A 24,269-nucleotide genomic window follows, 5' to 3' on the forward strand; every position below is an offset into this window, starting at 1 on the left:
GGAAAGATATAAGGCTATTTATGAATTAAGTTTTGGAATTATATAGTATTGTACGATGCATTCATATCAAACGATAATTGATTGAGCAGAGTTCACCAAGCTGATGAATTTATCCCAGCCGTTGTAGCCGCCATTAACTCTCCGTCTAACTTCACGCCAATTTTCATTTTGAGCAAGTTGGTTGATGCCTCTATCAACAAAGTAAGCCGCTAGAACTTTTGCAGCGATAGTTCGATCAAGTGCCAAATCAGGATTGTTAACTAAATCTACTCCAAATCTTTTACCGTAAATCTCGTAGTTATTTCGTCCTGTGAGCTGAATAAAGCCTCGACCATGATATTTTGCACCATCACCAGGATAGATATTACCTAAATCAGACCTACCTTCATAATTTTTTGTGAAGTAGCTTTCACCGCCATACTCATGAATAGGTTTGAATTCTCCGGTTTCAACCCCGATAGTGGCGATCGCCGCAATTAAAGTCCATCGATTGAGAATGTTAAAATCTTTTAAAGCTTGAATAATATCTGGAAGATAAGTTTTGACATTTTCTAAGTTACCGCCAATAATGTTTGAAACTTGGCTGGGAGTCACACTAACCGTAAAGTCTTTTGAGGCTTGAAGCCTAATTACTTGATTGTCGTTGCTACCACATGGTAAGTATACTATTTGTCCTACAGCTAACCGTCGTGCTTCCGCTTCAGTAAATGATTGTCCATTTTCCTTTGTAATTTCTCGCCAACGATTAGCATTACCCAATTCTCGTAGTGCGATCGCACTTAGCGTATCACCTGCTTTTATGGTGTAGGAAGTTACCATCTGCCTCTTCTACCTGAATAGAGACTTGCACGATAAATTAGATTATATTCTATCAATCGGCAGCATGACTTGAGCGTTTGCACAAACATCAAACAAGATCAGTCGGCGTGAAGTTAATTTATCAATCAATATTCTATCAACCGAATCATAGGCGACAAGGCAAGAAGTAGTGGTGGAGTCTCAGCCTACTTGTAAATCAATAGGCGATATTTCTTTCCAAACTTCTGATTCGTGTGCAGCACACCAAAGATCGTACTTCTGTTGAAGGTTAAGCCAAAGTTCGGGAGTGGTTTGAAAAGCAGTAGCCAAACGAAGTGCCATGTTAGGTGTAATGCTTGCTTGCTCATTGACTATCTCGGATAAAGTTTTACGAGATACACAAAGAATGTCAGCAAGATTAGTAATCGTCATATTTAAAGGTTCAAGATACTGACGCTTGATTAAACCTCCTGGATGCCTGGGTTTTCTTTTCGCAATCATGTTTTCGCTCCTAGTGATAATCTTCGTAATTTACGTCATAAGCGTCTGAGTCTTCAAATGTAAACGTTACACGCCAATTCTTGGAAACAGTAACCGACCATTCCCCTTTTCTGTCTCCTTGTAATTGATGAAGTCCAGAGCCGGGATATCGCATATCCTGAATTTCAACAGCAGCGTCAAGTCGATCAAGAATGTCTAAAAGCTTATTCGCTTGCGCTGGCTGAATTCCGCTTCTGTCATCATCTTCAAACAGCTTTTTTAGTCCTTTATGCTTAAATGTTTTGATCACCCCAACATTGTAACCTATAGGGTTACACACGTCAAATTTAATTATAGGTCAAAGTCATCAGTTGATAAATTATGAAAATATCGAATACCTTGAAGGGTTTGGCGCTTAAGGGTCATGGTATCACCATATATTTGACCATACTCTATCAACCTTCCCATTAGTTTAGACAAGTTTTCTGTCAATAGACTGATTAATTTATTTTGCACCGTCACCATAATTAGCAAGTATAAATTATTAAACAGGAAAAAACCCGTGAGTGAAGAATTTAAGAAAGGCGACAAGGTTAAGTGGAATACGGCGCAAGGTGAAACTACTGGAGAGGTTGAAAAAAAACTTACCTCACCTACAGATATTAAAGGACATCACGTAGCGGCGAGTAAAGATAATCCAGAGTACTTGGTGAAAAGTGACAAAAGTGGAAAAGAAGCAGCTCATAAACCTGATGCTTTGGAAAAAGTTGAGGAGTAGTTTACTATGAGTAAAGATGTCAAATCAGTGATAGATGAGTTTCAGTCATCTGTGAATATGACCGATTCGGAACTTGAATCTTGGCTAGAAACAGAAGAGTCAAAATCTGTTGGGCAAAAGGATGGAGACGATGAATCTATCGGACATAAATCGGGCAAGCACATCGTCGAAATTTTGCATAAGAAAAAAGATGACTATAGTGATGATGATTTCTCACATATGAAAAAAGTCATTAGTTACATTCATCGTCATTCTGCACAGCAACCTGATGGTGATGTTGAGCATACACGCTGGCGATACTCTTTAATGAATTGGGGACACGATCCATTAAAGTAGAACTGGCAACCTTTTTGTGGGATGTAGCTCTAAGCGCCCGTCCTAGTTGAAGGGCGGGCAGGATGCCCACCCCACAAGATCTGTATTTGATGTCAGTAAGAATTGCTATACTATGTTATACAAAAAAATCTAAAAAACCTTCTTTAGGTAGAGGTAAATGGCGCAGGTTATGATTAATTTGCTCAGCGGCTGCAATTCCAGAAACCCAGGCTCCTTCGATGAGATTGCCACCGCACCAATCGCCACAACAAACTAGAGGTGGGGAAGTAGGCGCAGATAAATAACTTTCCTGTAAGGGACGAGTGGGAAAAGCGTAGCGCCAGCGATGAACTTGCATCCATTCGGGAGTATCTAACCAAGGAAGTTGTAAAGACTTAGCAGCATGTTGTAACATTTGTCGTCCGGCTGGTTGTAAATCTTGGGTTTGATCGTGATGTTGGGCAAAAGCAGCGCTACTTTGCAAGACAAACACTGGTTGTTGGGGGTTTGGACGTTTGCTGCTATCTAAACCAATCCATGCCAAAATGGTATCATCAACAAAATTCAGCGATTTCCAATCTGGAATTGGTTGGGATGTGGAAGGATATCCAGCAATTACACTAATGCAGCCAGAAAATTCCACCGAGCGTAGGTTATCAATAAATCCTGTCCCAAACACATTTTCCCCCAAAGGTTCTAGTAGCATTAAAGCTTGGGGTGCTGGAATGGCAACTACTACCGATGTAGCGGTTATTTCTTCGTTACTTGATTCTAAGCTGAGACGCCAGCTAGTTTCTGGTATTGAGGTAATGCCTATGACACGTTGATTCAATAAAATCTCTAAACCCTGAGCAAGAAATTTGGCGATCGCGCTCATTCCTTGAGGTGCAACATAACAAGGAGTTTCGGGCAATGCAATGTAGTTACCCTCTGGTTTAAATTCATAAACCGTATTTATCCAGTGTAGAATTATATCACGTTCATGTAATAATTCAACAAAATTTCTAAAAAGTTCACCTTTTGGCTTGATGTAACATGCGCCATGATCTGCGCAAGTGCCATTCAAACGACGTGTAGCCACACGTCCCCCCAAACCACGGGACTTTTCTACAACCAAGACCGAATATCCAGCTTGAGATAACTGCTGGGCGCAAACTAAACCCGCAATGCCGGCACCAATTACTGCAACATCAACCATGAGTTATCAGTCATTATAAAAGGGTAAAGGACAAAATCACTACTAATGACTCTTAAAAGCTAATAGTAGAATAAGGTACAGACAAGCTGCATGGAACGGAGGAAGGGAAATTGGATGAATTGAGGGCTGCACTGGAACTAGCAACCGATGAAGAATTACAAGATCTCACAGCAATTCTATTTAGTCGTAAGTTTAATCCCTTAGACTATGTTCACACACCAGAACCGATAGAAGTGCAAAGCCAAAATCGCACAGCTTGGCTTGACTCATTAGAAGAGCGTTTTCGCTTTTTAGCGGCAGATGGGATCACAGTATTGCGGGGACGTACAAGGGAAGTAACATACCGACAAGCACTGATTCAAGTTTGTAAGTATTTGAAAATATCTTATGCTCACGATTTGACAACAGTTGATTTGGAAGCAGAGGTATTCTTGCATCTACTAGGGCAAGTATGGAGGAAATTACCAGAAAAAGACAAGCAAAAATTGAGTAGACAAGTGCAGCGTCAGCTTGCCAAGTCAGACTTAAAAGAACCTTTACCACTTTCTTTGCAGCGCGATCCCTTGGGGTTACTTGTTAAAGGTGGTAGTGCGCTGGCTGTTACCTCGATCATTCAGCCATTTTTGCTCAAACAAATTGCTCGTCAATTTGCCATGCAATTTGCAGCCTATCAAGTTGCCCAACAAGCAGCGATTGAAGGTGGCGTCGCAGCAGCAGCACAGTTTCAAAACTATGTAGCGCTACAAATGGCAAGGCGAGGCATGGCTGTAAGTGCGGCTCGTTACGGAGCAACTCGCAGTGTCTTTGCCATGTTAGGACCGGTGATGTGGGCATGGTTTTTCGCAGATTTAGGCTGGAGAGCGATCGCCACTAACTATGGTCGGATTATACCGACAATCTTTGCTTTAGCTCAAATTCGCCTCACCCGCACTGAATGTTGGGAACCTGCTTGAAGACTGCTTTTCGCCACCCCAACCCTAGTTTGCAATCCGTTTGGAACTACGCCCAACTGGGACTGCTGATTTTCCCATTAAGTCCATTGTTGGGTGTCGTTGGTTTAGGATTAGCAATTTTAGGAACTTGGATCTCACAACGCCGCACAATTATCCGTCGCCCTCTCAACAGAGGGTTTGCTCTAGTCAGCGTATTGCTGATCGTTACCGCCGCCTTTGCCTATGACAAACCAGTAGCTTTCTTAGGCTTATTTAATTTCTTACCATTCTTTTTGTTTTTTGCTACTTTTAGCATTCTCATTCAAACAGTAGCACAACTGCGCCAACTGTCATGGATTTTAGTGATGACTTCAATACCAGTAGTCATCATCGGCTTGGGACAGTTGTTTTGGGGATGGGCTACTCCACAGCAATGGGAAGGTGTATTTGGTTGGGCGATTGCACCATCCGGAAATCCACCAGGACGCATGGCTTCCATCTTTATGTACGCCAACACCTTAGCAGGTTACTTGGTGATAGTTTTCATCCTGGGGTTAGGGCTATGGTTGGAAGCCTTTCGAGAAGCAACTAGAAGTAGGGGGGCAGGGGAGCACTCTCCCCCACTCCCTCTCATCTTCTTAACTGTGGTAATGATGGGCAATTTTGTGGCATTAATTCTGACTAACTCACGTAATGCGTGGGCGATCGCGATTTTTGCCAGTCTTGCTTATGCAATTTACCAACGCTGGCACATTCAAGTGGCTTTTGTTGCGGGTGTAGCCACCACAGTACTTTTAGCTGCTTTTGCGCCTTTACCAATTGCTCAATTGTTTCGCCCAGTTGTTCCTGCTTTCTTTTGGGCGCGGTTAAACGACCAACTTTATCCCGATCGACCAGTTGCATTATTGCGCAAAACTCAGTGGGAATTTGCTTGGTCTTTGGCTGTGCAACGTCCTTGGACTGGTTGGGGTTTACGTAATTTTACGCAACTTTACGAAGCTAAAATGCACATTTGGTTGGGACATCCCCATAGCTTGTTTTTGATGCTGTGTGCTGAAGCTGGGCTTCCTTTTACGCTTTTGTTTTGTGGCTTACTCGGCTGGATATTTTTGGCAGGAGTTCAACTGTTGCGTTCAAAAAATGTCGAAACAGAAGATAAACTAATATTTTTCAGTTATCTGATGGTTTTTGTCGCTTGGGTACTATTCAATACAGTAGACATTACTTTGTACGATTTTCGCTTGAATGCACTCTCGTGGTTGCTGTTATCTGGGATTTCTGGAGTAGCATATTCGAGATCCCCGACAACTTTTACGAAGTCGGGGATCTGAATAGTTCATTTTCAGTACATATACTGGGGTTATTATCACTTCAAGTTAATAAACTTACTAATAAGTTCACGTTTGTGAATGTGAGTGTGGCTAATTCCACATGAGTTACTGTCGCTGATTGTTGGGAAGATGTTGGGACAGCCCATTAGGGTTTTCCTGCACTACGGGTATCTATCAACATAGATGCCCTTCTCTATTTTGATCGAGTATATTTTCCGCCACAGCGCTTCTAAAATAGGTGTATTAGAAAAAACACCTAGACTCGTTTTATGCTCACAACAGCTGAATTCCTCCAGTATACTGAATGGTCAGGTATTGCGACCCTAGTATTTGCTGCCATCACAGTCTTAAGTTTTATCTTCAAATGGGGCTTCCGTTTTCGGCTAGTGGGTACAACTGGCTTTATGCTGGTGTTAACGGGAGGTTTATTTGCTCTTTCGTTAGCACCCTTGTCTCGGACTGTAATTCCCGGCGCTGTGCGCTACAGTCGAGTTTACGACAATGGGGCAACACAAGCAGTGATTGTGATCCCACCCCAAACTTCTCCATCACAGGTAGAAGCAACTCTACGTCAAGCAGCCAGCGATTTGTATTCTTTTGGTCGTTTAGGTACGCCAGAACAAAACCAATTAACTATTCGAGTGCGTACTGTTGTCCATCCAGAACCAGGGGTTTCTATACCACTTTACTTAGGACAAGTCAAGCGTTCTCTCACTAATCGGGAAGATTCGCAAATGGTGATAGAAGTTGATCAGGATAAATTTGCCCTACTTCCACAACCCACTACTTAAATATTTGGTGGGCGCCTCCGAACAATGATGTAGAGACGTTCCGGCGGAACGATGTAGAGACGTTCCGGCGGAACGTCTCTACAAGGCGAAGGTGCATTTATTTGCAAGGTAGAAATATTTTTGTGTATTAAACTACAATAATATGTTATTTTTTGTTAAAATATAAGTTAACAATACAACCCAATAGAAATAGTTAAAAGTTGACTAATTACTTATTAAGTCCGTGTAGTAAAAAGTATTCCAGTTTATATATTAAGTGCTACCGTTAATTAGTTAGTTACATGCCTAATCAATTTACACCAAAGTTAGAAACAAAAACCCCTCCGTTACTTACTCTGACTGTAGCCCCAGCACAAGTAATTCGTGGCTCCCAGAGCTTAGCGCAGGCATATGAAGCGATTTCCAGGTTAGGGCGTCGTCCTTTGATTGTAACTGGTCGCATCAAAACTACCCAATCTTACCTACAACCATTAGAACAGCAATTAGATTGTGCCTCAGCAAGCTATGCTCCAGATTGTAGTGAAGCAAGTCTCAAATCTTTACGCAAGGCGGCAAAAGAACATAAAGCTGATGTAATTCTCGGCTATGGTGGTGGTAAAGCACTGGATACAGCTAAGTTACTCGCTCACCAATTGCAGTTACCAGTAGTGACGATTCCGACTTCAGCGGCTACTTGTGCAGCATGGACTGCTTTGTCAAATGTATACTCCGATCAAGGAGCTTTTCTCTACGATGTGCCGCTTGAACGCTGCCCTGATTTACTTATACTTGATTACGAGTTGATTCAAACTGCTCCACAACGTACACTAGTAGCGGGAATAGGAGATGCGATCGCCAAGTGGTACGAAGCTTCTGTAAGTAGCGGACATTTGGAACAAACTTTAATTGTCGCCGCAGTGCAACAAGCGCGAGTTTTGCGGGATATTCTGTTCCAAAAATCTGTCGCCGCCCTGGAAGCACCAGGCAGCGAGGTTTGGCAAGAAGTTGTAGACGCTACTGTTTTACTTGCTGGTGTGATTGGGGGATTAGGTGGAGCGCAGTGTCGTACAGTTGCTGCCCATGCCGTACATAATGGTTTAACCCATATTGCTGGTCATGGTAGCATTCATGGGGAAAAAGTTGCCTACGGTATTTTAGTGCAACTGCGTTTAGAAGAAATGATACTAGGTAATCAGCTAGCCGCATCTGCACGGCAACAGTTGTTGAAGTTTTATGCAGAAATTGGATTGCCGCAAAAGTTGGCAGATTTGGGCTTGGGAAATGTTACTTTAGACTCATTACAAACTGCTGCGGAAATTGCCTTGGCTCCTAATTCTGATATCCACAGGTTACCTTTTCCAGTGGTAACTGAACAGTTGATGGCGGCAATGGTTTCTACTACTGCGCCAGTGGAAGGGCGTGTTCAAATGGGTGAGAAATTATTGAACCGCATAGCCCCAGGTTTAAACCAAGGGGAAGCAGAGAATGCCGAGTAAGAATAGCATGTTTGTTGAATTGAGTCAAGTGGGTGTTTTGAGTGAGAGTGAATGACGATGACTTTGAATTGGATTGCTCCGGCCGAACGTGTACAGAAGTTACCACCTTATGTATTTGCTCGTCTAGATGAACTTAAGGCTAAGGCTCGTGAGCAAGGGTTGGATTTGATTGATTTGGGGATGGGAAATCCTGATGGTGCAACACCGCAACCAGTTGTAGAAGCGGCAATTGCAGCTTTACAAAATCCAGCTAATCACGGGTATCCTCCTTTTGAAGGTACGGCTAGTTTCCGCAGTGCGATTACTAATTGGTATAATCGTCGTTACGATGTGAAACTAGATCCAGATAGTGAGGCGTTGCCTCTACTTGGTTCTAAAGAAGGATTGGCTCATCTGGCGATCGCTTATATTAATCCTGGTGATTTAGTTTTAGTACCGTCTCCTGCCTATCCGGCTCATTTTCGCGGTCCGGTAATTGCTGGTGGTAAGGTTCATAGTTTAATATTAAAACCGGAGAATGACTGGTTGATTGATTTGGCGGCAATTCCCGATGCAGTCGCCCAACAAGCCAAGATTCTCTATTTTAATTATCCCAGTAATCCTACTGCCGCTACCGCACCGCGTGAATTTTTTGAAGATATCGTCGCTTTCGCTCGTAAATACGAAATTCTCCTAGTTCATGATTTGTGTTATGCTGAGTTAGCTTTTGATGGTTATCAACCGACTAGTTTGTTAGAAATTCCCGGCGCAAAAGATATTGGCGTTGAGTTTCACACTATGTCGAAAACCTATAATATGGCAGGTTGGCGTGTGGGTTTTGTGGTAGGCAACCGTCATATAATTCAAGGTTTGCGCACTTTGAAGACTAATTTGGATTATGGTATTTTTGCCGCTTTGCAAACAGCAGCCCAAACAGCTTTGCAACTACCAGATAGCTATTTGCAGGAAGTACAAGAACGTTATCGTACCCGCCGCGATTTTCTCATTCAAGGTTTAGCACAGTTAGGTTGGGATGTGAGTAAAACTAAGGCGACGATGTATCTTTGGGTTCCTTGTCCTGATGGTACAAGTTCTACGGACTTTGCCCTCAACGTACTACAGCAAACTGGAGTAGTTGTCACTCCTGGTAATGCTTTTGGTAGTGGAGGCGAGGGTTATGTGCGTATTAGCTTGATTGCTGAGTGCGATCGCTTGGGCGAAGCTTTGCACAGATTTAAACAAGCGGGAATTCATTATTAAATGTCTAAATATTGTGATTAATCAAAACTCGGAAAACCGTTATTACCCTCAAAGCGAAGGTTACACATTTAGCTGGTTTGATCGGTTTTGTTTGTGGTATCCTCCTGGTTGGCTGATTTTGTTCAACCGTCACTGGCAACACTACCACGATGATCCAGACGGTTGGAATTGGCTGGAATATTGCTTGTTCTTAATTCCCGGCGGATTTTATTTAGCTCTACTAATCCGCTGGCTACGTTTAGGTTTGCGCTCGCCACAAACACAAACTGATGAATTCAACCCTAATTATCAACAATGCTGGAGAGATGAAGTACTAACTCCCATCTTTAATTATCATTTTCCCATAGAGTTGCAACAAATTGAGAACTTGCCGCCAAATGAACCGATGATTGTGGCAATGAATCATGCAGGAATGTGTTTTCCTTGGGACTTTGTGTCATTGGGTTATTTATTAAGCACACAAGGATGGGTTGTGCAACCTCTAACTGGTGTAGCATTGTTTGATCATCCTTGGGTAAAATGGTGGTTACCACCTGGATGGTCAAAGGTTTTGGGTGGCGTAAGAGCAGAGTTAGATGATTTTGAAACAGCAATTAAAGAGCGTAAAATTATATTATATGCGCCAGAGGGTTTACGCGGACCAAGAAAAGGTTGGCGCAAACGCTATCAGTTAGAAAAGTTCAATTCTAGTTTTATTCAGTTGAGCCAACGCCATCAAGTACCGATTTTACCGATTATTTGTATCGGTAGCGAAAACTTACATCCTTGGACTGTTAATCTTGATAAATTACAGAGATTATTACAACTACCATTTTTGCCCTTATCTCCTTTAATGCCGATTTTTCTTCTGTTTCCTTCAATGGGTGTTTGGGCGATGAAAACTCGCTTACGTTATTTCATTCAATCTCTGTATCAAGTGGAAGAAGAGAAAACAGGAAGAACATTGAGTTACCAAAAAGCACAACAATTACGAGAAAAATTGCAATGTGAAATTAATCGACGCCGTAACGTTTCCCAGTCTGCCATACACTGAAGTGTATGGATCATAGCTTAAGTCCGTTTTAACGGACTACAATACTTATCCTAGAGCAAATTTGTTAAGGTTCAACTTCGATAGAAATATTGCCTGAATTACTATCTATGATTACGTCTATACCAGATTGAGGCACTTGAAAGAGTGATAGGTTCGTATTAACTGTTCCTTTTAAATAAGTGTCTCCTGGTTCTTCTCCTCCTAAATCTATTAATCCAAAGATTTCTTGCGTAACCGTGTTGAAATTGAAATTAAAATAGTTAGCTTTTGAATTACCATCTAGAACATTGTTATATGTGGCAATCCGATTATTTAAAGGAGCGAAAAAAGAAATATTTAGCGATTGTAAAACGTTAGTTGCTCCAAATCCATTTTCCGAAAAAGTTGCAGGAACTGTGTTCTCATCATAACTAAATGAACCAGTAGCTGAATAGTTATTATCACCTTTCCACGTATAGTTAAATGTAATAGCTGACGCTGGAATTATTCCCATTAGTGTAGTAAATATAAATATTACAGCAGTAAAAGTGATTTTTACAATAATTTTTTTCACGATTTCTATTTAAGTAAATAAACCACGGGGTAGGGGCAAAGGCTAGCCGTGCCCCTACGAAAATCTTCGGGGTAATTAACTACTTGATAATCAACGGTACAACCAGTTGAAACCCAGAGCGTCTAGGTGAATAATATCCTCTTCTGTCGTATCGACGAGGATAGTATTCAGGGTAGCTATATCTGGGGTAGTAACCTCGATCATAACGCGAACGGTCTTCTCGATAATAACGCGGACGATCTCTTCGCTCATAATAGCGCGGGCGATCGCCACGCTCATCATAACGAGAGCGCTCGTGGCGGTAGAATCGACGATTATATCGATCATCAGCATTAGCGACTTCAGGGATTGCAGTTACCCCTAACGATAATGCACTTGCCAAAACAGCTAGAACAAAGCGTTTCATATCATAGCCTCCCAAAAGTAGGCTGTTGTTATATTTTTATTTTAATGTTTAGTTATACTTTAATAGAAGAATATACTACCGTAATATATTTTATTTTTAATACGATATGCGATCGCCCGTGGGAAATTCAATCATGAATTCGATGAAAGTGATGGATTGGCAAAGTAAGCAGTTATCCGAACTACCCAGTGCAGGAGAAGGAAATTGGGAAACCTGGCTCAAAGAAAACAGTTATGAATTGATTGATCGAGAAGAGTTGGGATACACGGAGATTGAACTATACGAAAACTCTAAGGATGGAGTTTTTGCAATATACCACCCCAATTATGTAGGTTTGGAAACTGAAAGCCTTTACATCAACATCTCAACAGAAGAAGATGCACGTCAACTGATAGACGTGGCACAGCAGTTAGTTGCAGGTATGGGCAGCATGATGATGTATGATATGGTCGATGAAGAGGATGAGGATGAATAAGCAACCCTTGTATGAACGATGAGGGAACGTCTCTACAAGGGTTTGCTGTTAACTATTACTCGTTCCAAAACGATAACCTTTACCGTAAACAGTATGAATTAGTTGCGATTCACCAGATGTCTCAATCTTACGACGTAGCAGGCGAATTAAAGCTGCAACCACATTGCTACTAGGTGGTTCCCCATCTTGCCACAGATGTTGTAAAATCTGTGTGTGAGTCAGCAGTTGTCCAGTATTTTCCATAAAATACTGTAGCAGTTGACCTTCTTTTTCAGAAAGTTCAATCATCCGTCCTTGTCGGTAAGCGATTTGGTTGTCACAATCCAATTCTAAATCAGCTACAGCTAACCTTTGAGTTGTCCCATAATGAGAACTCGAACGACGTAATAAAGCACGAACTCGTGCTAGTAACTCCCGCAGTTCAAAAGGTTTCACCAAGTAGTCGTCTGCACCAGCATCTAAACCTTGTACGCGATCGTCTAAAGTATCTTTGGCGGTAAGAAATAATACTGGTGTGGTTTTGCCTTGGCGTCGCAATTCCTGACATATTTCCAATCCCGTTTTTCCGGGCAACATCCAATCTAAAATTAGTAAGTCGTAATTACCTGTTTGTACAAGATTGCTGCCACTTGTTCCATCATAAGCAGCTTCCACAGTGTACCCCTCACGAGTTAACATGCGACTTAGAGGGTCAGTTAGTTCAACTTCATCGTCAACAACTAAAATCCGCATATCAATAAATCGCTATATGCTTACTGTTGCACTACCAAAAGGGGAACTTCTCAAAAATAGCATCCGCCTGCTACAAAATATCGGATTGGACTTTAGTGCTTTTTTGGACTCAGGTACACGCCAACTTCAGATTCCTGATACTAGCGGTAAAGCAAAAGGGCTACTAGTAAGGGCGCAGGATGTGCCAGTTTATGTAGAGTACGGTCAGGCACAACTGGGTATTGTGGGTTATGATGTGTTGCGAGAGAAAAAGCCGCAAGTTGCCCATTTGGTTGATTTGCAGTTTGGGCATTGTCGAATGTCGGTGGCGGTGAAACAATCTAGTTCCTATCGTTCACCTTTGGAGTTGCCTGCTCACGGTAGGGTGGCATCTAAGTATGTTAATTGCGCTCGTGAATATTTCCACAGTTTGGATTTACCAGTGGAGATTATACCATTATATGGTTCAGTGGAACTAGGTCCGATTACAGGAATGTCAGAGGCGATCGTTGATTTGGTTTCTACAGGGCGAACATTGCGCGAAAATGGTTTGGTGGAGATTGAAACTTTGTATGAAAGTACCGCACGATTAATTGCCCATCCCCTCAGTTACCGCTTGAATACAGGTAATTTACACCACTGGGTTGAGCAACTACGAGCATCAGTTTTATCTAGTGTATAAATCACAACAAATCTGTAATGGAAAATTGCTGCTGAGCTTCTAATTCTCGAAGGCGCTGTTTTTCCGCGTATAATGCATCGTAATAGGATTTGTATCGTTCTGGTTCTGCTTCTATATCAATTTGTTGCCAAAGTTCTAAGAAGTGACGACAGCGCTTTTCTCTCAGCACTCTTTCCATACAAGCAGTGGCAGCTTGAATCAACTTGTCGTGACGTGAGATGATTTCTTTCTGGGTTTTTTCATTTAAATGGAATAACTTAGACACTAATTCCATTTCTTCAGGAAATTCTAAGCATCTGTCTTGCACAGTTGAGATTAAATCATGCTCTAACAAGAGTGAAACTTCTAAAATTTTTTGCCACAAAAATCGGTGGTGAGAGAGACTAAATTGTAAGTCTCGTTCTTCTAAGGTGTTGACTATAAGTTGACGATGTTGTGAATAGTGCAGGTAAATTTGCAGTAATAAAGCTTCTGCTACTTCTAAAATACCGCTTTCCCCAACTGTAAGTTGCTGTGTTTGTTGTGATTGCTTGCCAACATTTCTCGGCATTGGCTTACTATAACTAGTAGTAGGAGCTATTTGGGTTAGTAGATTTTCTACTCGTAGCGGTTTAAGTCTGTCATTCCCAACGCTGAGGATTTCTGCACAACGATCTATATAATAGTCGCGAGTATCAATGTTGTTAATATTTTTAAGTAATTTTACTAAGGCTTGCGACACTTGCTGAAAGTCGGTTGCTTGCTTGAGATCGCGATCTTTGATGCTTTGTTGAATCTGCCAATCAAGCCAAAGTGGGGCGTTTGCTACTAGTTGTCGGTAGTCTTCTGGGCTACGTGTTTGTAAGTATTCGTCGGCGTCTTTACCATCGGGTATGTTGAGAATTTTGAGTTGAACTTCGCCTTTGTATGCTAGTTGGGCAATTTCTCCAATTGCACGTTCGGTTGCATTAGTCCCTGCTGCATCGGCATCAAAGTTGAGGATCAACTGTTTGGATTCGGTGTAGCGTAATATTTGTCGTACTTGTTCTAAACTGAGGGCTGTACCAAGGGAGGCGACGACGTTAGAAATTCCGACAGCGTGGAGAGCGATCGCATCAAAATACCCTTCTACAACTATAGCTGAATCTTGTTGAGAAATTGCAGATTTAGCTTGATCGAGGGCAAATAAAGTTTTACCCTTAATAAAAACTTCTGTTTCTGGAGAATTGAGATACTTTGGTTGATCGTCGCCCAAAGTTCTACCCCCAAAGCCAATCACACGTCCGATTGTATCGCGTATGGGAATTATGATGCGATCGCGAAACACATCATAATAACCGCCTGATTCCTTGCGTGGTTTAATCAAACCCGCTTTCTCCACCAATTGCACCGGGTAGCGTTTATCTTCCACAAGGTAACGATACAAAGTTTCCCAACCGGCGGGAGCATATCCTAAACCAAACTGGGCAATTGTTTCTTGACTAAGTTTACGCTTGGTTGTGAGATACTGCATAGCTGTTTGTGAGCTATGCTTAAGAGCATGTTGATAAAACTGTGCGGCTGTAGCAAGAACTTCGTACAGTTGCTCGCGTAAAGACAGCTGACGCTGCAACTCTTGCCTTTGTTCGGGTTCTAGAGTTTTCACAGACACTTGGTAACGCCGTGCTAAATCCAGCACTACTTCGGTAAAAGAGTGCTTACCAACTTCCATGACAAACTTAATTGCATTGCCTCCTGCTTGACAGCCAAAGCAGTAGTACATTTGCTTGTTAGGGCTGACTGTGAAACTGGGGCTTTTCTCATTGTGGAAGGGACATAAACCCACAAAATCCTTGCCACGCTTGCGCAAAACCACGTATTCTGAGACGACATCAACAATGTCAGCCCTTTGTTTAACTTCTTCAATTGTATCTGGATGCAAGCGGGGGATGTGCATGGCTTTGTTAATGGAAGACTGGCTAATGGAAGACTGGTTGATGACAATTAGCAATTAACCAGTCTTCCATTAGCAAAGGACTGCTATAGCTATTATATTCTTGTTGCACAAGTGACAATAACGTATAATTGCTTACTCTTAATTTTATGGGACGTATTTTTATTTCCGCAGCGCACGGAGGCAAAGAAACACTTGGAATAGATTCAGGGGCGATCGCAGATGGTACAAATGAAGCTAGGGAAAGGTCAGCTTCTTTGCAGTATGGTGTTAAGATTTCAGCAATGCTCAAACGTTTATCTGAATCAGCGGGATTACTTTAAGCTAGAGAATAAGTAAGTATAAAAACTATGAAAATATTTACGGCTTACATCGAATACGACCCACAAACCAAATTATATGTTGGAATTGTACCCGGAATTGTTGGTGCTCATACACAAGGAAAAACCCTAGATGAATTGCAACAAAATCTCAAAGAAGTTTTAGAACTTTGTTTGGAAGAATACGGCGAGAATGTAGAAGATTTACCCCGTTTTGTAGGCGTACAACAAATAGAGGTAAGTGCGTGAGCCGTTTACCCATCGTTAAATTTAAAACAATGGAAAAGTTGTTGCTGAAGCTAGGTTTTGAGCCAGTTAGGCAAAAGGGTAGTCATGTTTTTTACCGACACCCGGATGGGAGAACAACTACAGTTCCAAATCACCCAGGTAGCGACATCGCTCGTCCATTAATACGGGAAATTTTAAGAGAAATTGAGTTAAGTCCGGAGGATTTCTCTCAAGAATTAGAAGATTTATAAAAGTGCTGGCTTTCATGTTGGATTTTTCCGAGAAATGCTATCAACGCAAAGCTCTAGCTGATTAAGCACCTGGGTTAGCCAAATTCTTGCGTCTTCTTCGGTTTCAAAATATCGATTTGCATAGTCCCCTACTGTACGCCAGGGAAAGGAGGAAGAATTTAAGGCTGCTCGTCCTTCGGCAATTATTGTGCGATGCCATTCAATCAGGTTTGGAGTGACGGTGTTACGGACTACCTCTTCATCACTCTTACCTTCAAAATCGGCGTCAGCAAACTCAGAAGACAGAAAACTGTAAAGTTCTTCGCATTTAGGTTCTAGAGTCATTTTTTTGTGCCAAACTAACGAACTGGGTATGAGGTAAGAACTATACAGTTTGAGCGAGAGTTGGTTTTCTTGATCACAACACGTAACTTGTTTGTGCGCGTCAGGTTTTTCTCAGAAGCTGGACGATAAGCGACAGTACCAACAGGAACACTCAAACTATAATCAACAGCTTTCGTTTGACCTTGAGCTGCATTCTTAGCCCAATTGTTCAAACGATTCTCATTGGCTGTTAACGCAGCTTGAATAGATCTGCTAGCTCCGTCAAGATTATCATAGCTGCTGGCGCTATTAATGTTTCGTTGCTGCCTCAATCGGTTGAGAAGTTCTTGAACGCTCTTGCCAACGTGACGCTGAATCGTATGTCCTCCAGAACGCTCTTGGTTTTCTAGCCAGCCATCTGAGAATGTTGGAACGCATTGTGCAAACACTGGTTGGCTGAGTGCAAAACTCAATATTGGAATAGGTGACAAGAACACGAATTTGGCGCTCTTTGCTAAGGATTGTTTCAAATTGTTAAGCATTTCAAAACCAATTTTGTTGGCAGATACGTTGTTCTGTTTGAATTCGATAATATTGGCAACAACAATCTCCAATTTGCATTCAAATTATGTATTCGTCAAGAGTTACATCTGTGCTCAAATCAGTTGCGATCGCTTCAGAATTTGGCTTCGATGATTGTTTTCCGAGAATGACAAACAGGATTAATATCAAGCAACTTAAATGTTATTAAATTTTTATTAAATGTCTAGTTAACTGTCCTAACTGTCTTAACTGTCCTTGCATTCTCCTTAAAAATCTGAGATAGTGAGAAACGCAAAGCTTGGAAATATACATCACAAGCGACCTCCACTAGGTATTGAGCCGAGATGCACGACTTTCATCTCGCACATATCTGCTCAATGCCCCCCTTTTTTGATAAAGGGAAGATTAGGGAGAGATGTACTCCAAGACAAAAAACAGCTTTGTTGATTTTTTCATAGAGGCACAAGACAAAATGGCGCAAAAATTTAGTGAGATTCTTTTAAATAATGCAGCAGACAGCGTAACCATACGTTTGGTTGGTGAAAAAGGCAATGTACTCGCAGGTGGTAATGGCACTGGAGGTGACATCGCCTTGCTTAATAATGCAGGTAAAGAGACTGTTCACATTGATGGTGGTAGCGGCAATATCACCTTGGGTGGCAATGATTCTGAAGGCGACGCCACTCTGCTGAATAGAACAGGAAAACAAACTGTTCACATTGATGGTGGTAGCGGCAATATCACCTTGGGTGGCAATGATTCTGAAGGTGATGTCACTCTGCTTAATAAAGCAGGAAAACAAACTGTTCACATTGATGGTGGTAGCGGCAATATCACCTTGGGTGGCAATGATTCTGAAGGTGATGCCACTCTGCTCAATAAAGCAGGAAAACAGACTATTCACATTGATGGTGGTAGCGGCAATATCACTTTGGGTGGTGAAGGTAGCAATGGAGACATTCGTCTTCTGAACAGTACTGGTAAAGTCATCGTTCACATTGATGGTGGAACGGGCGACATCCTTGTAGGAGGTGCTTCACTCAAGCCAGCTGACTTTGTTTTTGCAGCCAATTATGACCTACCAACTCTCAATGATGTGCAAACATTCATCCGCAAGAATGGTCATCTTCCCGGAATCCCATCGGGTGAAGAGATGAAGAATACGGGTGTCAATCTTGCTGGATTTGCGATCAACCTGTTGCAAAAGTTGGAAGAGTTAACCCTCTATCTCATCGATCAGAACAACACTATTCGTGAGCAGCAAAAACGCATCGAACAATTGGAAAATCGGCATAAATAATTTCAAGTATGCATACTTCCTAACGCAAAGAGGCAAAGATGCAAAAAAAATCGGAACTTAGAGGTTGTCTTAAAACTACCGTTGAAAATACCTTCTAAGTATCCAACCACGCTGTTTTAGTACGGCGTGGTAAATTTATATATAAAAGTGATCGCCCTTTTTAGTTTTGATCTCACTTTTTCGCGTTACTCCCCCAGTGGCTTTACAATTTTGATGGTGATTTAAAACTTGTATATGGCGCAAACTATCCCGGTTGTAGTTATTGGTGCTGCGGGCAAAATGGGGCGAGAAGTAGTCAAAGCGGTGGCGCAAGCACCAGATATGAATTTAGTAGGTGCAATTGACACTACTGCTGAACATCAAGGTAAAGATGCGGGGGAACTGGCGGGTTTAAATGAACCGTTGGAAATCCCCATTACCGATCAATCGGAACCAATGCTGGCGTTTGCAGCACAGGAAAAACAGCCAGGGGTAATGGTGGACTTTACTCACCCCTCTTCGGTATATGATAATGTACGCAAGGCGATCGCCTATGGTATCCGTCCTGTTGTTGGCACTACTGGCTTAAGTCCACAACAAATTCAAGATTTAGCAGAATTTGCCGATAAAGCTAGTACGGGATGTTTAATTATCCCCAACTTTTCCATCGGCATGGTATTACTGCAACAAGCAGCAGTAGCCGCATCGCAATATTTTGAACACGTAGAAATTATTGAACTGCATCACAACCAAAAAGCTGATGCGCCTAGTGGTACGGCGATTCAAACTGCGCAGATGCTAGGAGAAATGGGTAAAACTTTTAACCCACCTACTGTGGAAGAAACGGAAAAGCTACCCGGAGCAAGGGGTAGTAAAGCAAACGAAGGTATAAGAATACACAGTGTCCGCTTACCAGGATTAATTGCCCATCAAGAAGTAATATTTGGCGCACCAGGTCAAATTTATACGCTGCGACATGATACGAGCGATCGCGCTTGTTATATGCCGGGAGTACTACTAGCAATTCGCAAAGTACTAGCGTTAAAGTCGTTAGTATATGGATTAGAAAAAATACTCTAAACTTCGCAACCGTCAGAATGCTAGTTCCTCTCACTCGAGCGAAATTTGAACAACTCATTCCCCTAATTGCTACTGGTCCACAGTACAAGTACTATTGGGGGAAGTTCGCAAATTTTTTGCAGCGACTATTAATTTCTGTAGTTGCTGCAACTGTTGTTTTACTTGTCAAAGTTATTTTACAACTTGATTTTGGTTTAGTATTTTTAGTAGGGTTAGTCGGCGCATTGTACTGGTTGTGGGGACCAGTATTTTGGGCAAGTGTGCGTAACTCAAAGTGTCGGCGTTACAAGTACAGTGGCTTTTTCCGTGGGCGAGTGCTGGATTACTGGATTACAGAAGAGTTGATGGGTAAACAAGAAACCGTCAACAATAGAGGCGATTTAGTAATTGTCGAAAACCGGGAAAAACGAATTAATGTAGAAGTGGGTGACGAGAGCGAATTTACAGCTTTGTTACAAGCGCCACTGCGCGTTGCGCACAAAGCCATTGCTCGTGGTCAAATGGCAGAAATGGTGGTAATGTCAAATCGTTCAGATTTGAGTAGTATTGAAGAAATTACCGACATTTATATACCTAGCCGCGACTTGTGGATAAGTGATTACCCTTATTTAAATAGAGAATTTTTTACCGAAGTAAGTCAGCGCTTGCGTGAAAACAGACGGCAAAAACCTCGTAGGCGGAGAACCAGTAGAGGAGATGAGGAGTTTGTGAGTGAGGGGGAATACAAGTAAAAAGAACCAAGTTAAAAGTAAAAAGAATAAATGCTCTTTCTTTTCACTTTTAACAATTCACTTTTAACTTGGACTACTCCCCTACTTCTCGTTCCCATCTTGCCCAAAAGCTTGCCAAGCCAAATCTACTAACCCGCCAACAATCGCTGCTGCTACTACAGCGTTACCTTTACGGTTGTTAATTGTGATGTGGGGAATTAAAGAATCTTGCAAGCGTTCTTTAGCCGCATCCACTTCAATAAATCCTGGTGGCGTGGCTACAATCAAAGCAGGTCTAATTTCTTCAGCTTCAATTAAATCAACTAGTGCAGTGAGAGCAGTTTGTGCTTGACCCACTACAAATATACCCTCAGGATATCGTTTGGCTAGAGTTTCAATTCCCCAAGCTACACGAGTTTTTTCCTTTTGGGGTCGTGTGAGCGTGTCCATACTACAATAAACCGGGTTAGCAAAGGTATTTTGAATGTCGTAAGCAATACCTACTTGTACCAACGGAATATCCACTACAATAGTAGTGCGTGCTGCTAGAGCAGCAGCTGCAGCTTGTAAGGCACGCTCAGAAAAACTAATCAAAGTTTTATACTCAAAGTCAGCAGTAGCATAAATCACCCGCCGGACAATTTCATACTCCGCAGGCGACAAGACATGATCGCCAATTTCACGATCAATTATTGCCAAACTTTGAGCATCCGTTACATGCCATTCCATAAGTCCGCCTGCTGTGAGCCAATAGCTAAAAGCTTATCAGCTTTCATGATCAAGAACTCAGAACGAGAAGAGAAACACTGCGTTCTGAGTTCAAGTGTGCTGCTTTGTGCGGTGATTGTTTACTTTACAGCTCAGTTCTGGGAGTTCTAGAGAATACAGGAGACAAGTAGGCAACCAATACACCAATCAGGAACCCAGCGATATTGCGAACTAAAGGTAGCCAATCACTGGTTCTTGTGACTACCGGACCAATTCCAAAGGCAATAAACAAGATACCCCATAAAGGAGAGAAAATTAAAGCCCATTGCCAAGCAACTACTTGTTTCTCGTCACGGGGTTGAGCTGCAAATCCACAAATTATCCCACCAATTACTGAGGTAATTAGGGTGAGAATCCATTGTTCCCGTGGAAGTCCTGGAACTACGTTACAGCCTCCTTGACTCAAACAGTTTTCAACTGTTTTCATTGCTTGGAGGATGGCTTGATCTTCGCCTTCTTCTCGCACAAAGTATAAATTCCCAAAGCGGGTTTGCAGTTCTATCCAAAAGGTACGCGGTAGCAATTCATAAACGGCATCGCCAACACTAAAGCTGAGGATGTTTCCGCCACGAGAATCAGCAACAAGTAGAACGCTTTTGTCATCCAAACCCCAAAAATTAATTACCGCCCTACCTGGGCTGCGATCGTACTGAGTTAAAACTCTCAGTTTCCATCCAGTCTCAGCTTCAAATTTGTCTAACTCTTGAACAAGGTTTTCTTCCTGAACGCTGTTGAGGGATTTGGCTAAGTCTACTACTGGTGTCGGAGTTTTGGGTAGTAAGTCTGGATTGTCATAAGCGTAAGCACTGGTTGAATATGTTGTCCAAATGGACCCTGCCAAGAACAATACTACAATAAATGCTTTGATTCGTCGCCAAAAACAATACTGCATGGACGTTATCTATACAAATCTTTTGAGTTGATGTGAACAAGTTGTTTTAAAAGAGTAAGGGAAAAATGATACTTCTTTACACTTTTTAACTTTAATCTAATATAGCGCTTTAGATCAAAGGGTTTTCCAGAAGATAGTCGTACAGACGTTCCGGCGAAACGTCTGTACTCGTAGAGACTTTCCGGCGAAACGTCTGTACAAGATTCAGGAGTCTTCTTCTGAATCCCAATTGCTAGAGTCGTTATAAGTGTTGTTGGTGCGGTAAGCTTCATTTGTAGTGCGGCGCTCTTGTCTTCTGGCTTCTCTATCTCGTAAAGAGTAGACGCGCAGTTGCTTGTCTTCAGACATTGTTGCTTTTTGAGTTGGCGGTAAATAATCTACTGTCCGCTTTGAAGATTTTGGACGTGTAAAGTTTTTCCATGCTGCTTTGACGCCAATAAACAAACTGCGCGTACCAACTTGAACGTTTTGCGCTTGCTTTCTTGCACTATCTAAGCTTTGATCTACTTGTTTGACAACTTGAGTGGCACTGTTGACACCTTCGCTGACGTCTTCGGTTAAATCAGTGATTTCCAAGCCAGTCATGCGAATGGCATCTAATGTCGGCGGTAATTCTCTCGAAAGGGTATCAAATAATTTTTCTGCACTACGAGCGGCTCGTGATAACTCCATCAAAGCGGGTATAGCCGCCACCAAAACAGCTGTTAAACTGGCGGCGACTAACAGAAGAGACATTCCCAGCCAAAATAAAGGATCAATCACGTTTGTGCGTTTTATGAGTTATTATTGATGCTGCCCAACAGGATCTGAATTTTCTAGAGCGTTTTGTCTAGTGAGTGCTTCAGTTTCTCGCTGACTGGCATCCATACCAGCTGCTATCGCCTCCCGCAGTCGCTCCAAAGTTTCATCCCAGTTGGATCTTGCTGATGCCGACAGACGATCTGCCTGCATTTGTACACTACTGGACAAATCTTCTGCCAATTCTGGCAAGGCATTGGCAGATTTTTTAATGAGTTGACGTGTTTCGCGTCCTGTGCGTGGAGCCATAAGTAGTCCGGTCAAAGCACCGATGGTAGCTCCTAGCATCATACCGCCAATAAATACTCCAGAACGGTTTTTAGACATTTTTTTGCTTCTCTACTTAAACCCATTTTAGGCAGGTTTTCACACGTTGCGTTTGTTCGTTTCGATTTTACTAAATATTGGCAAAGGCATACTGCGGGGTGCAGCTATGTATTACGCTACGTTAAGGTAATAGCTGCTAATATTTACCTGCTTGTTCTTGTTGACAGTTTTTTCACAAGAAAGGTTGCTTTCTTAATTTCTTGTTTGTAAAGATTTTGCTCGGATGAGCCAAAAATTACGCCGCCAAGCTTGGGAGCCAAGTGCCAGTAAACCGAAAATCTGCCGTACTTGTTGAATATTTAACTGCATCGACTGATTTCCTTGGCGCAGATTATGAAGATTCTGCCGACTCATGTAAATAGCTGTGGGCGCTTTGTTAAGTACTGCATGAGTACTACGCTCTGCTGCAATTAAGATCTCAGCTATTCTAGTTAAGCGCTTTCGCCATTGCCACAATCGCCAAGCTATGTAGAGCAAGCTTAATGATATACTTATATTAATTGTTACAATGAATATCACCATTTTTTATATCATTGATCTCAAAAAATAGTGTCGATATATTTGTATTATGATTAATAATCAACATCCTAAACTATTAGAACCAAACTATAGAGGAATTCGTTTATTTCTTGACAGTGCTGATACACAACAGTGGCAAAACTGGCTGCCAACAGGGTTATTTTATGGGGTGACGACAAATCCACTGTTGTTAGAAAAGGCTCAAGTCACTTGTAGTGTTTCACAGTTAAAGGATCAAGCTCGCCTTGCGTTTAGTCTCAAAGCTCAAGAAGTCCAGCTTCAGACTTGGGGAACTACAGTTGATTCATTAGTGACAACAGGCAAGCTCTTAGCAGCGATTGATCAACGGATTGTAGTCAAAGTGCCAATTACCAAAATGGGAACAGAGGCGGCGGCGAGACTGATTGCAGAGGGGATGAGAATTACACTCACAGGAGTCTACGCTATTCACCAAGTTTTCATTGCAGCAGCTTTGGGCGCAGATTACGTTGCTCCCTATTTAGGCAGAATTAACGATTTGGGGCGCAATGGGCGTGAGGATTTGGTAGCAATGCAGCAAGCGATCGCCGGAGTAGGCAGCGCCACCCGAATTTTGGTTGCCAGTATCCGTAGTGTAGATGATATTACGTTGCTTGCAACTCAGGGAATGAATACATTTACATTTTCGCCCCTCGTCGCTGCCGCCTTTTTCGATGTCACGGCGACAAATCAAGCCGCTACTGACTTTGAGCAAGCTGCTCGTCGGCAAGGAGCCGAATAGTATTGTTACTTATTATTTTTTCCAAGGTAGCTTAGTACCCATCTCAGTTAGAGCTGAGAAGACGAGATAGAGAGCAAATACACCAACGCTGATGAGAAAAATAACTAAGTCTTTATCCATTTTTATATAAGGGGTAGAAGCGATATAACCTCACACAAAGGCGCTAAGGCGCTAAGAAAAACTTTGCGTTTTTGCGTCTTTGCGTGAGATTATAATCTATTATTCGCGGTTCAAACTAAAAAGCACCCCCCAAAACTGGAGGGCGCTTCTGGTTTTAAGACGCGATATATCGCGTCTCTAAGTCATGATTAACCGTTGATAGCAGGAGCTTCAACTGCTGCCAAATCTAGAGGGAAGTTGTGAGCGTTGCGCTCGTGCATTA

General features: G+C 42.1%; 32 protein-coding genes. 17 read left to right on the top strand and 15 right to left on the bottom strand.

What is annotated here, in order from left to right; translation table 11 throughout:
• Positions 1–66: 66 nt before the first annotated feature.
• The 3 genes from ICL16_RS35610 to ICL16_RS35620 all read right to left on the bottom strand — a co-directional run bounded on the left by ICL16_RS35610 (position 67) and on the right by ICL16_RS35620 (position 1,618).
• Complete coding sequence (locus tag ICL16_RS35610) at positions 67–819, bottom strand: glycoside hydrolase family 19 protein (RefSeq protein ID WP_190836302.1); 753 nt, start codon at positions 817–819, stop codon at positions 67–69.
• A gap of 180 nt (positions 820–999) precedes the next feature.
• On the bottom strand, positions 1,000–1,299 hold the full coding sequence (locus ICL16_RS35615) for a HigA family addiction module antitoxin (RefSeq protein ID WP_190836303.1): 300 nt from the start codon (positions 1,297–1,299) through the stop codon (positions 1,000–1,002).
• Between the two features lie 10 nt (positions 1,300–1,309).
• Positions 1,310–1,618, bottom strand: a complete 309-nt coding sequence (locus ICL16_RS35620) for a type II toxin-antitoxin system RelE/ParE family toxin (protein WP_337907192.1) — start codon at positions 1,616–1,618, stop codon at positions 1,310–1,312.
• A gap of 222 nt (positions 1,619–1,840) precedes the next feature.
• On the opposite strand from ICL16_RS35620, the gene ICL16_RS35625 reads away from it, so the two are divergent.
• Together ICL16_RS35625 and ICL16_RS35630 are read left to right on the top strand one after the other, a co-directional pair.
• On the top strand, positions 1,841–2,056 hold the full coding sequence (locus tag ICL16_RS35625; protein WP_190836304.1) for an HVA1 family protein: 216 nt from the start codon (positions 1,841–1,843) through the stop codon (positions 2,054–2,056).
• 6 nt (positions 2,057–2,062) lie between these two features.
• Complete coding sequence (locus ICL16_RS35630) at positions 2,063–2,392, top strand: DUF3140 domain-containing protein (RefSeq protein ID WP_190836305.1); 330 nt, start codon at positions 2,063–2,065, stop codon at positions 2,390–2,392.
• A gap of 115 nt (positions 2,393–2,507) precedes the next feature.
• Here ICL16_RS35630 and ICL16_RS35635 read toward each other — a convergent pair whose 3' ends face one another.
• The gene (locus ICL16_RS35635; protein WP_190836306.1) at positions 2,508–3,569 is read right to left on the bottom strand and encodes an NAD(P)/FAD-dependent oxidoreductase; all 1,062 of its coding nucleotides are present in this window, start codon (positions 3,567–3,569) and stop codon (positions 2,508–2,510) included.
• Between the two features lie 110 nt (positions 3,570–3,679).
• On the opposite strand from ICL16_RS35635, the gene ICL16_RS35640 reads away from it, so the two are divergent.
• The 6 genes from ICL16_RS35640 (at position 3,680) to ICL16_RS35665 (ending at position 10,370) form a co-directional block, all read left to right on the top strand.
• Positions 3,680–4,522 carry a YaaW family protein gene (locus ICL16_RS35640; protein ID WP_190836307.1) on the top strand — a complete coding sequence of 281 codons (843 nt, stop codon included), beginning with the start codon at positions 3,680–3,682 and terminating at the stop codon, positions 4,520–4,522.
• Complete coding sequence (locus ICL16_RS35645; RefSeq protein WP_190836308.1) at positions 4,504–5,832, top strand: O-antigen ligase family protein; 1,329 nt, start codon at positions 4,504–4,506, stop codon at positions 5,830–5,832. The genes ICL16_RS35640 and ICL16_RS35645 overlap by 19 nt, the downstream gene beginning before the upstream one ends.
• Positions 5,833–6,101: 269 nt before the next feature.
• A complete protein-coding gene (locus ICL16_RS35650; RefSeq protein WP_190836309.1) occupies positions 6,102–6,623 on the top strand; it encodes a Ycf51 family protein in 522 nt (173 codons plus the stop codon).
• A gap of 281 nt (positions 6,624–6,904) precedes the next feature.
• Entirely contained in the window at positions 6,905–8,098 is a 1,194-nt protein-coding gene (locus ICL16_RS35655; protein ID WP_190836310.1) for an iron-containing alcohol dehydrogenase family protein, read from the top strand.
• A gap of 57 nt (positions 8,099–8,155) precedes the next feature.
• Positions 8,156–9,337, top strand: a complete 1,182-nt coding sequence (locus ICL16_RS35660; protein WP_190836311.1) for an aspartate aminotransferase — start codon at positions 8,156–8,158, stop codon at positions 9,335–9,337.
• Between the two features lie 13 nt (positions 9,338–9,350).
• Positions 9,351–10,370, top strand: a complete 1,020-nt coding sequence (locus ICL16_RS35665; RefSeq protein WP_190836312.1) for a 1-acyl-sn-glycerol-3-phosphate acyltransferase — start codon at positions 9,351–9,353, stop codon at positions 10,368–10,370.
• Between the two features lie 64 nt (positions 10,371–10,434).
• Here the strand turns inward: ICL16_RS35665 and ICL16_RS35670 are convergent, their stop codons facing one another.
• On the bottom strand, positions 10,435–10,923 hold the full coding sequence (locus ICL16_RS35670; protein WP_190836313.1) for a hypothetical protein: 489 nt from the start codon (positions 10,921–10,923) through the stop codon (positions 10,435–10,437).
• Positions 10,924–11,002: 79 nt separating this feature from the next.
• Positions 11,003–11,329: a hypothetical protein gene (locus tag ICL16_RS35675; RefSeq protein ID WP_190836314.1), complete on the bottom strand. Its 327-nt coding sequence runs from the start codon at positions 11,327–11,329 to the stop codon at positions 11,003–11,005.
• A gap of 133 nt (positions 11,330–11,462) precedes the next feature.
• On the opposite strand from ICL16_RS35675, the gene ICL16_RS35680 reads away from it, so the two are divergent.
• The gene (locus ICL16_RS35680) at positions 11,463–11,804 is read left to right on the top strand and encodes a hypothetical protein (protein WP_190836315.1); all 342 of its coding nucleotides are present in this window, start codon (positions 11,463–11,465) and stop codon (positions 11,802–11,804) included.
• Between the two features lie 48 nt (positions 11,805–11,852).
• Here the strand turns inward: ICL16_RS35680 and rppA are convergent, their stop codons facing one another.
• Positions 11,853–12,536 carry a two-component system response regulator RppA gene (rppA, locus tag ICL16_RS35685; RefSeq protein WP_190836316.1) on the bottom strand — a complete coding sequence of 228 codons (684 nt, stop codon included), beginning with the start codon at positions 12,534–12,536 and terminating at the stop codon, positions 11,853–11,855.
• Between the two features lie 16 nt (positions 12,537–12,552).
• On the opposite strand from rppA, the gene hisG reads away from it, so the two are divergent.
• Positions 12,553–13,197 (top strand): ATP phosphoribosyltransferase, encoded by a 645-nt coding sequence (hisG, locus tag ICL16_RS35690; RefSeq protein WP_190836317.1) that lies wholly within the window; start codon positions 12,553–12,555, stop codon positions 13,195–13,197.
• A 1-nt stretch (position 13,198) separates the two neighbouring features.
• Here hisG and dnaG read toward each other — a convergent pair whose 3' ends face one another.
• Positions 13,199–15,112 (bottom strand): DNA primase, encoded by a 1,914-nt coding sequence (gene dnaG, locus ICL16_RS35695; RefSeq protein WP_190836318.1) that lies wholly within the window; start codon positions 15,110–15,112, stop codon positions 13,199–13,201.
• Between the two features lie 146 nt (positions 15,113–15,258).
• Between dnaG and ICL16_RS35700 the strand changes: the two genes are divergently transcribed.
• Genes ICL16_RS35700 through ICL16_RS35710 form a run of 3 tightly spaced genes read left to right on the top strand, consistent with a single transcriptional unit; the run spans position 15,259 to position 15,908 of the window.
• Positions 15,259–15,432, top strand: coding sequence for a hypothetical protein (locus ICL16_RS35700; RefSeq protein WP_190836338.1), 174 nt, complete (start codon positions 15,259–15,261; stop codon positions 15,430–15,432).
• Between the two features lie 27 nt (positions 15,433–15,459).
• On the top strand, positions 15,460–15,678 hold the full coding sequence (locus ICL16_RS35705; protein ID WP_190836319.1) for a type II toxin-antitoxin system HicB family antitoxin: 219 nt from the start codon (positions 15,460–15,462) through the stop codon (positions 15,676–15,678).
• 29 nt (positions 15,679–15,707) lie between these two features.
• Positions 15,708–15,908 carry a type II toxin-antitoxin system HicA family toxin gene (locus ICL16_RS35710; RefSeq protein ID WP_202895892.1) on the top strand — a complete coding sequence of 67 codons (201 nt, stop codon included), beginning with the start codon at positions 15,708–15,710 and terminating at the stop codon, positions 15,906–15,908.
• A 12-nt stretch (positions 15,909–15,920) separates the two neighbouring features.
• On the opposite strand, the gene ICL16_RS35715 is transcribed toward ICL16_RS35710, so the two are convergent.
• Both ICL16_RS35715 and ICL16_RS35720 read right to left on the bottom strand, forming a co-directional pair.
• A complete protein-coding gene (locus tag ICL16_RS35715; protein ID WP_190836321.1) occupies positions 15,921–16,232 on the bottom strand; it encodes a hypothetical protein in 312 nt (103 codons plus the stop codon).
• Between the two features lie 14 nt (positions 16,233–16,246).
• The gene (locus ICL16_RS35720; RefSeq protein ID WP_190836322.1) at positions 16,247–16,753 is read right to left on the bottom strand and encodes an RNase A-like domain-containing protein; all 507 of its coding nucleotides are present in this window, start codon (positions 16,751–16,753) and stop codon (positions 16,247–16,249) included.
• A gap of 473 nt (positions 16,754–17,226) precedes the next feature.
• Here ICL16_RS35720 and ICL16_RS35725 point away from each other — a divergent pair, with 473 nt between their 5' ends.
• The 3 genes from ICL16_RS35725 to ICL16_RS35735 all read left to right on the top strand — a co-directional run bounded on the left by ICL16_RS35725 (position 17,227) and on the right by ICL16_RS35735 (position 19,844).
• Complete coding sequence (locus ICL16_RS35725; protein ID WP_190836323.1) at positions 17,227–18,054, top strand: DUF4097 family beta strand repeat-containing protein; 828 nt, start codon at positions 17,227–17,229, stop codon at positions 18,052–18,054.
• 234 nt (positions 18,055–18,288) lie between these two features.
• Positions 18,289–19,113: a 4-hydroxy-tetrahydrodipicolinate reductase gene (gene dapB / locus ICL16_RS35730; protein ID WP_190836324.1), complete on the top strand. Its 825-nt coding sequence runs from the start codon at positions 18,289–18,291 to the stop codon at positions 19,111–19,113.
• Positions 19,114–19,130: 17 nt separating this feature from the next.
• Positions 19,131–19,844, top strand: coding sequence for a phosphate ABC transporter permease (locus ICL16_RS35735; RefSeq protein ID WP_190836325.1), 714 nt, complete (start codon positions 19,131–19,133; stop codon positions 19,842–19,844).
• An 81-nt stretch (positions 19,845–19,925) separates the two neighbouring features.
• On the opposite strand, the gene ICL16_RS35740 is transcribed toward ICL16_RS35735, so the two are convergent.
• The 5 genes from ICL16_RS35740 to ICL16_RS35760 form a co-directional block, all read right to left on the bottom strand.
• Positions 19,926–20,552: a precorrin-8X methylmutase gene (locus tag ICL16_RS35740; protein ID WP_190836326.1), complete on the bottom strand. Its 627-nt coding sequence runs from the start codon at positions 20,550–20,552 to the stop codon at positions 19,926–19,928.
• Between the two features lie 124 nt (positions 20,553–20,676).
• Complete coding sequence (locus ICL16_RS35745) at positions 20,677–21,483, bottom strand: TPM domain-containing protein (protein WP_190836327.1); 807 nt, start codon at positions 21,481–21,483, stop codon at positions 20,677–20,679.
• 204 nt (positions 21,484–21,687) lie between these two features.
• A complete protein-coding gene (locus ICL16_RS35750; protein WP_190836328.1) occupies positions 21,688–22,245 on the bottom strand; it encodes a DUF948 domain-containing protein in 558 nt (185 codons plus the stop codon).
• A gap of 21 nt (positions 22,246–22,266) precedes the next feature.
• The gene (locus ICL16_RS35755; RefSeq protein ID WP_190836329.1) at positions 22,267–22,608 is read right to left on the bottom strand and encodes a YtxH domain-containing protein; all 342 of its coding nucleotides are present in this window, start codon (positions 22,606–22,608) and stop codon (positions 22,267–22,269) included.
• Between the two features lie 192 nt (positions 22,609–22,800).
• Positions 22,801–23,130, bottom strand: a complete 330-nt coding sequence (locus ICL16_RS35760; protein WP_190836330.1) for a hypothetical protein — start codon at positions 23,128–23,130, stop codon at positions 22,801–22,803.
• Between the two features lie 46 nt (positions 23,131–23,176).
• Between ICL16_RS35760 and ICL16_RS35765 the strand changes: the two genes are divergently transcribed.
• Positions 23,177–23,887 (top strand): transaldolase family protein, encoded by a 711-nt coding sequence (locus tag ICL16_RS35765; protein WP_190836331.1) that lies wholly within the window; start codon positions 23,177–23,179, stop codon positions 23,885–23,887.
• Positions 23,888–24,269: the final 382 nt, after the last annotated feature.

The organism is Iningainema tapete BLCC-T55, from assembly GCF_014698965.1.
GTDB classification, from domain to species: domain Bacteria; phylum Cyanobacteriota; class Cyanobacteriia; order Cyanobacteriales; family Nostocaceae; genus Iningainema; species Iningainema tapete.